Here is a 6,075-nt window from a genome sequence, read left to right as displayed (position 1 = left end):
TAGCCGCCGCCGAGGGCCGCCAGGATGGCGTTCTTTTCCGCCACCGACCCCGGCTTGGAGGGATCGAAGACCACACCCAGGACCGCTCGGCCCGTAGGGCCGTTCTCCAGGAAGGTCAGAGCCCGCCCAGCGACGGCCAGGTCCTTGGCTGGATCGGCGTGACCGACCAGCGGGATCGCCAGGACAAGGGTCATGGCCCCCGCCGCGATCAGCGTCTTGTGGTGTTCAGACATGTCATCCCCTCGCCCAGTGCGGGCTGAACGAGCGGAGGTTTGAACGAGACAAAGGTAAATAGAAGTTAATCTAGATTTGGATAACGTGGTACTTGAGTGACATCAATTCTGATTATTGAGTCTGAAATTGGCATTACTGGAATATCTGTACAGTATATCAGCTTGGCAATACCAAAGTATTAGGCATGGTTTTGCACAAGGGCGGTTGCGGTCTGTTTGGGATTTGCGCCTGAAAGTATCGACCGGCCTCCGAACAAGAGCTCGGGAGATATGCCCAATTCTTGGCCCTACCGCGGTAGGGCCAAGCCGCGCGACTGACCGCGAAGCTTAACCTTACTGGTTTGGAACCTATTGTCGCACCCACCCCGGGGGCGCTTTGTCGCACCCTATAAGGCGCTGAATTTCCTGATTTATCCCCAAAACGGGGATAGCGCGATGGAGCAGGGCGGGCGGACTCAGACCCATTTGGCGCCACTCATCCCGGATATGGTGGTCAAGACCCCCGCTTGCCGGGGTCCGCCTCCATGACGATGGCGGGGCCGGCCGCGAGCTTCGAGGCCGCGCGGCAGCGCCTTGGACAGAAAAGCTGCGGCGGCCCCGAGGTAATCCCCATTGCGGCGCCAGAGAAGTTCCGCGACAGGGAAAACCGAAATGGGGACCCCATGAGCTCTGAATTCTGGCTGTTCGTCATCGTGGGCTTCGCCGCCCAACTCGTCGATGGGGCGTTGGGCATGGCCTACGGCGTGATCTGCTCCACCGTCCTGCTGGCCATGGGCGTGACCCCGGCCAACGCCTCGGCCAGCGTCCACGCCGCCAAGGTGTTCACCGGCGCCGCCTCGGCGATCAGCCACATCTATCACCGCAATGTCGGCTGGCGCCTGCTCCTGTTGCTGGCGGCCGGCGGCGTCCTTGGAGGCGTCGCCGGCACCTACCTGCTGACCTCCATCGATGGAAATGTGATCAAGCCCTATGTGGTGGGTTGGCTTGGCCTGATGGGCCTGGTGATCCTCTATCGCGCCTGGCGCCAGGCGCGGCCCAAGCTCTTCTCCTGGCGGCTGCCCTTCCCGCTCGGACTCACCGGCGGCTTCTTCGACGCCGTGGGCGGCGGTGGTTGGGGCCCGGTGGTGACCTCGACGCTGATGGGCGGCGGCGCCGACCCCCGCCAGGCGATCGGCACCACCAACACAGCGGAATTCTTCATGTCGGTTGCGGTCTCGGCGGCCTTCATCACCGCCCTGCTCACGGGTCATTGGGAGACCACGGGCCTCACCGATCACCTTTGGTCGGTGGTGGGACTGATCGCCGGCGGGGTCGTGGCCGCGCCCGTGGCCGGCTGGGCCACAAAGGTGCTCCCCATCAGGGCGCTCACCTGGCTGGTGGGCGCCCTGGTGACCGGCCTCTCGATCTGGCAGGCCCTGGTCCTGTTCTAGACCGTTCCGGTCTGGAGCATGGCCCAGATCACCCGGCCCAAGGCCCCGAACAGCAGGATGGCGGCCGCCAGCATCTGGATCAGGAAGCCTGCCTCCCGCTTGCCGGGATCGGCCACGTAGCCGAGGGCGTAGATGATGCGGCCGATGATCCAGACGACGCCCAGAGCCGCGGCGATGCGGTCGTCCCAATAGATGGCGAACAACCATAGGCCCGCCAGGAAGATCGGCAGCCATTCAAGGGTGTTGTAGTGCACCCGGATATTGCGCTCCAGGTGGGCGTCGCCGTGCATGGCCGGCGCCGCGATGCCGGAAACTTTACGGGCGCCCCCCACCCGCAGGCCCATCCAGACGTAGACGAGCAGGGCCACAACGGTGACGATGGCGACTTCGTAGTGCGGTTGCATGATTTCCCCCGAACAATTCTCCGGCGCCGTTCGCGGCCGGTTCCTGGTGAAGGTGACACGCGTCGAGGCCCGCGGGAACCATCCCCCTATCTCGCGGTGTTTTAGTCCGTCGACGGAAACTTCTGGAGGTTCCCGATGCAGCTAGAGTCCGCCGCTATCAGCGACATCCGCTACGACGAGGACCGCGCGAAGTTATTCGTGCGGTTCCATGACGGCGACGAGTACGTCTATGTCGGCGTCCCGGGCGAAGTTCATCGCAGCTTCCTCGACGCCGACTCCAAGGGTCGGTTCTTCGCCTACGAGATTCGCGACCAGTACCCCTACAACAAGCTCGTGGTCTGAAACGGCGAACGCCCGCGTCCTTGCGGAGGCGGGCGTCTGGTCGTGTCTGGGATGAGGCTTTCGCCTACTTCCGCTTCTGCTTCCGTGCGGCGTAGCGCAGGTCGCGGGCTTCTTTCTGCTTGGCGCGCAGGTCCAGGTCGCGGGCTTCCTGGGTGATGGCTTCGTCTTCCAGGCGCAGGCGCTCGGCCTCGGCGGCGGCGGCGCGCTTGGTCTCGCGCTCGGCGTTGCGTTCGGCGCGGACCTTTTCGAGCTCGGCGGCCTCGGCGGCCTTGCGGGCTTCGATATTGGGGTCGGTGACGGTGGGCTTGGGCTTGAAGCGTTCCAGCAGCGCCTTCTTGGCCGCGGCGGAGGTCGCCTGGCGGTCGGCGTGCTTCATGCCTTTAGGTTCGAACATGCGGTCTTAAAGTTCCTAGTCAGGGCCCGGTTCCGGTTCGCCGTCCCTGCCCCCGGATGGGGAGGTACGCCGGGCCTGCGGGTCGATCGAATTTCTGGAGCGGGCGAAGAGATTCGAACTCTCGACCCCAACCTTGGCAAGGTTGTGCTCTACCACTGAGCTACGCCCGCACTCCGTGAAACCGATCCCCGTGAGGATTGGCCCCGAAATTCGAGAGCGGGCTTATGGCAGAGGGTCCGGGGCTTGGCAAGCGGGGCTGGCGTCTATTGGCGTCTTTCTCATCCCATGAAGCGAGGGGCCTTGAGCCGGCGCTTGTTGACGTGGTCCTTCGGAGCCTCGTTTTCGATCTCCGGGGGGAACTCACCCTTGAAGTAGTAGCGCTGCCAGGCCTCCTTGGTGGCCTCCGGATCAAGGCGGAAGATCTTGGCGTTGAACTCCGCCCGGTGCTTCTCCCAGACGTCGTACTGGTCGCGCAGTTCCGGATTGCGGCTCATCGACTTGATCACCGGCTGGACGTCGTTCAGCACCTTGTCCTGGGTGAGCGTGATGAAGCAGAAGGGCTCGCCCTTCTCGAACCGTACCTTGCCCGGCCGGGTGAAGATCCAGTTCATCGTGAAGGGGAAGGGCAGCCAGTCGGTCTCCACCAGGCCGGCCAGCGGCTGGATGCCGTCCTTGACGTGGTTGGGCGGGCCCTGGGCGATCATCGACCAGCCCGGTGGGGTTCGGAACAGGTAGCCCGGGTGGAAGGTCACAACGCCGTGGCTGAAGTGGCTTTTGACGAAGTTGTGGAAGTCGGGGTGGGGGTAGTCGGTCTTGAGCTTGATGTCGTCCTGGTGCGTCCCCCCCGTCCATTCGGCCGTGAAGGCCATGGGGCAGAGGATTTCCCATCCGGTGGTGTTGGCCATGGAAAGCGGCAGGCAGCGATAGGGGTGGCGCTCGGCGAAATGGTCCATCCAGGCGCGCTGGGGCCGGCCCGGCACGATCTCGGGCGGGCGCTCGGCGGTGGGGTAGCACTCAAGTTCCATGACGGGCTCTCAACGCAGGTGGCCAGGATCTTGGTCTAGCCAGCCTGTCGCGTCCGCGTCCAGTTCGCTAATTGAGAGCCATGCAGACTCGCCCCGACCTGATCGCCTTTTTCGACGCCCACGGAATCGACCACGCCACCACCGAACACGAGGCGGTGTTTCGGGTTGGCGAGGGCGAGGAAATCAAGCACGGCATCAAGGGCGCCCACACCAAGAACCTGTTCCTGAAGGACGCCAAGGGCCGGCTGTGGCTGATCTCGGCCCAGGACAGCACGGTGATCGACCTCAAGCGCCTGCACCCGGTGATCGGGTCGGCCCGGCTCTCCTTCGGCAGCGCTGAGCTGATGGTGGGCGCGCTCGGGGTCACGCCGGGATCGGTCACCGCCTTCGCCATGATCAACGATGCCGACCATCGGGTGACCTTCGTGCTGGACCGGGCGCTGGCAGAGGCCGAACAGGTAAATTTTCACCCCCTGACCAATACGGCCACCACGACGATGAACCAGGCGGGCCTGCGGAAATTCTTTGCGGCGCTTGGAATTGCGCCGCTGGTGGTGGATTTCACGACCCTGTCGGTGGTGGAGGATGGTTTCGTCCGTTGAAGCGCGGCCCGCTTGGGACCATTTTAGCCGCCACGACGTTCCAACCCCGTAGACGGGAAAGACCAGAGCCATGACCCTGATCGGCGAAACCGCCCCCACCGCCGTCGGCGACCTCATCAAGGACGGCAGCGACGCCGGCTTCATGGCCGATGTGATCGAGGCCTCCAACACCGTCCCGGTGATCGTCGATTTCTGGGCGCCATGGTGTGGCCCCTGCAAGCAGCTCGGCCCCTCCATCGAGAGGGCGGTGCTGGCCGCCAAGGGCAAGGTCAAGCTGGTGAAGATCGACATCGACCAGCACCCGCAGTTCGCGGGGCAGCTGCGCGTGCAGTCGATCCCGGCGGTCTTCGCCTTTTCGGGAGGCAAGCCCGTCGACGGCTTCATGGGCGCCCTGCCCGACAGCCAGGTGAAACAGTTCGTCGACCGCATCGCCGGGCAGGCGCCCGCCAACGAGACCGACGAACTTCTGGCCGTGGCCAAGGAGTCGCTTGATCTGGGTGATCTGGGCGGCGCGGCCCAGGCCTTCGCCCAGGTGCTGCAGGGCGATCCCGAAAACCTGAAGGCCATCGGCGGCCTGGCCCGCGTCTATCTGCAGGGCGGCGAGCCTGAGAAGGCCCGCGAGATCGCCGACATGGCCCCGGAGGACGCCAAGGGCGCCGACCTCGACAGCGTGCGGGCGGCTCTCGCCCTGGCCGACGCCGCGCCGACGGAGACCTCGGATCTGGAAAAGCGGCTGGCCGCCGACGCCAACGACCATGAGGCCCGGTTCGAGCTGGCCGCGGCCCTGGCCGGGCGAGGCGCCTGGGAGGCGGCGTCCGATCACCTGCTGAAGATCATCGAGGTGGACCGCGCCTGGAACGACGAGGCGGCTCGCAAGCAGCTGATCACCATCTTCGAGGCCGCAGGACCGGGCTCCGACGTGGCCCGTGGCGGGCGACGGCGGCTGTCGGCGATCCTGTTCTCATGAAGGGCGACCGGGCCATACCCGGCGGCTATCAGAGCCCCGGCGACCTGCCGCAGGTGATTCCGGTCTTTCCCCTGGACGGCGCCTTGCTGTTGCCTGGGGGGGAGTTGCCCCTGCGCATCTTCGAGCCGCGCTACCTGAACCTGGTGGACGACGTCATGGCCGGGGACCGCATGATCGGCATGGTCCAGACACGGGCCGGCGGCGAACGGACCCGTCCGAACCTCGCCCATGTGGGCTGCGCCGGCCGCATCACCAGCTTCAACGAAACCTCGGATGGCACATATCTGATCACTCTGACCGGGGTCTGCCGCTTCGAGGCGGGCGAGGAGCTGGCGATGAAGACCCCCTATCGCCAGGTGCGCACGACCTTCGCGCCCTTCTTCGGCGACCTGGCTGACGAGGAGGTCGACACCGACGAGTTCGACCGCAAGCGCTTCGCCGTCGCCCTGAAGAAGTATCTCAACCGCCGGGAACTCGACATCGACTGGGACACCGCCGAGACCGCGCCCCTGGAGAGCCTGGTCACCAGCCTGGCCATGGGCCTGCCCTTCGACCCGCTGGAAAAGCAGGCCCTGCTGGAGGCGCCGACGCTCGTGGAACGGGTCGACGCCCTGACCACTCTGCTGGAAATCGACGCCCTTGAAGACGACGATGACGCCGGTCACGCCATGCAGTAGG

The 6,075-nt window shown here is 65.3% G+C and carries 8 protein-coding genes, 1 tRNA gene and 1 pseudogene; 5 read left to right on the top strand and 5 right to left on the bottom strand.

What is annotated here, in order from left to right:
• Positions 1–233 (bottom strand): annotated as a pseudogene (locus AAC997_RS17015) (hypothetical protein); the annotation flags it as partial.
• A 662-nt stretch (positions 234–895) separates the two neighbouring features.
• Here AAC997_RS17015 and AAC997_RS17010 point away from each other — a divergent pair.
• Entirely contained in the window at positions 896–1,663 is a 768-nt protein-coding gene (locus tag AAC997_RS17010) for a sulfite exporter TauE/SafE family protein (RefSeq protein WP_340646892.1), read from the top strand.
• Here AAC997_RS17010 and AAC997_RS17005 read toward each other — a convergent pair.
• On the bottom strand, positions 1,660–2,067 hold the full coding sequence (locus AAC997_RS17005) for an MAPEG family protein (RefSeq protein WP_340646891.1): 408 nt from the start codon (positions 2,065–2,067) through the stop codon (positions 1,660–1,662). The genes AAC997_RS17010 and AAC997_RS17005 overlap by 4 nt on opposite strands.
• Before the next feature lie 135 nt (positions 2,068–2,202).
• Here AAC997_RS17005 and AAC997_RS17000 point away from each other — a divergent pair, with 135 nt between their 5' ends.
• Positions 2,203–2,409: a KTSC domain-containing protein gene (locus AAC997_RS17000; protein ID WP_340646890.1), complete on the top strand. Its 207-nt coding sequence runs from the start codon at positions 2,203–2,205 to the stop codon at positions 2,407–2,409.
• Positions 2,410–2,473: 64 nt separating this feature from the next.
• Here AAC997_RS17000 and AAC997_RS16995 read toward each other — a convergent pair whose 3' ends face one another.
• The 3 genes from AAC997_RS16995 to AAC997_RS16985 all read right to left on the bottom strand — a co-directional run bounded on the left by AAC997_RS16995 (position 2,474) and on the right by AAC997_RS16985 (position 3,828).
• Positions 2,474–2,803, bottom strand: a complete 330-nt coding sequence (locus tag AAC997_RS16995) for a DUF6481 family protein (protein ID WP_304822699.1) — start codon at positions 2,801–2,803, stop codon at positions 2,474–2,476.
• Positions 2,804–2,898: 95 nt separating this feature from the next.
• A tRNA-Gly gene (locus AAC997_RS16990) sits at positions 2,899–2,973 on the bottom strand.
• Positions 2,974–3,081: 108 nt separating this feature from the next.
• Complete coding sequence (locus tag AAC997_RS16985; RefSeq protein WP_340646889.1) at positions 3,082–3,828, bottom strand: DUF6065 family protein; 747 nt, start codon at positions 3,826–3,828, stop codon at positions 3,082–3,084.
• Between the two features lie 80 nt (positions 3,829–3,908).
• On the opposite strand from AAC997_RS16985, the gene AAC997_RS16980 reads away from it, so the two are divergent.
• From AAC997_RS16980 to AAC997_RS16970, 3 genes are all read left to right on the top strand, one after another.
• A complete protein-coding gene (locus tag AAC997_RS16980; RefSeq protein WP_340646888.1) occupies positions 3,909–4,430 on the top strand; it encodes a prolyl-tRNA synthetase associated domain-containing protein in 522 nt (173 codons plus the stop codon).
• Between the two features lie 70 nt (positions 4,431–4,500).
• Entirely contained in the window at positions 4,501–5,397 is an 897-nt protein-coding gene (locus AAC997_RS16975) for a co-chaperone YbbN (RefSeq protein ID WP_340646887.1), read from the top strand.
• Positions 5,394–6,074, top strand: coding sequence for an LON peptidase substrate-binding domain-containing protein (locus AAC997_RS16970; protein WP_340646886.1), 681 nt, complete (start codon positions 5,394–5,396; stop codon positions 6,072–6,074). The genes AAC997_RS16975 and AAC997_RS16970 overlap by 4 nt, the downstream gene beginning before the upstream one ends.
• Position 6,075 lies beyond the last annotated feature (1 nt).

Source organism: Phenylobacterium sp., from assembly GCF_037968635.1.
GTDB lineage: Bacteria > Pseudomonadota > Alphaproteobacteria > Caulobacterales > Caulobacteraceae > Phenylobacterium.
Note: the sequence above shows the minus strand (reverse complement) of the source record. Positions and strands in the feature narration are given on the sequence as shown.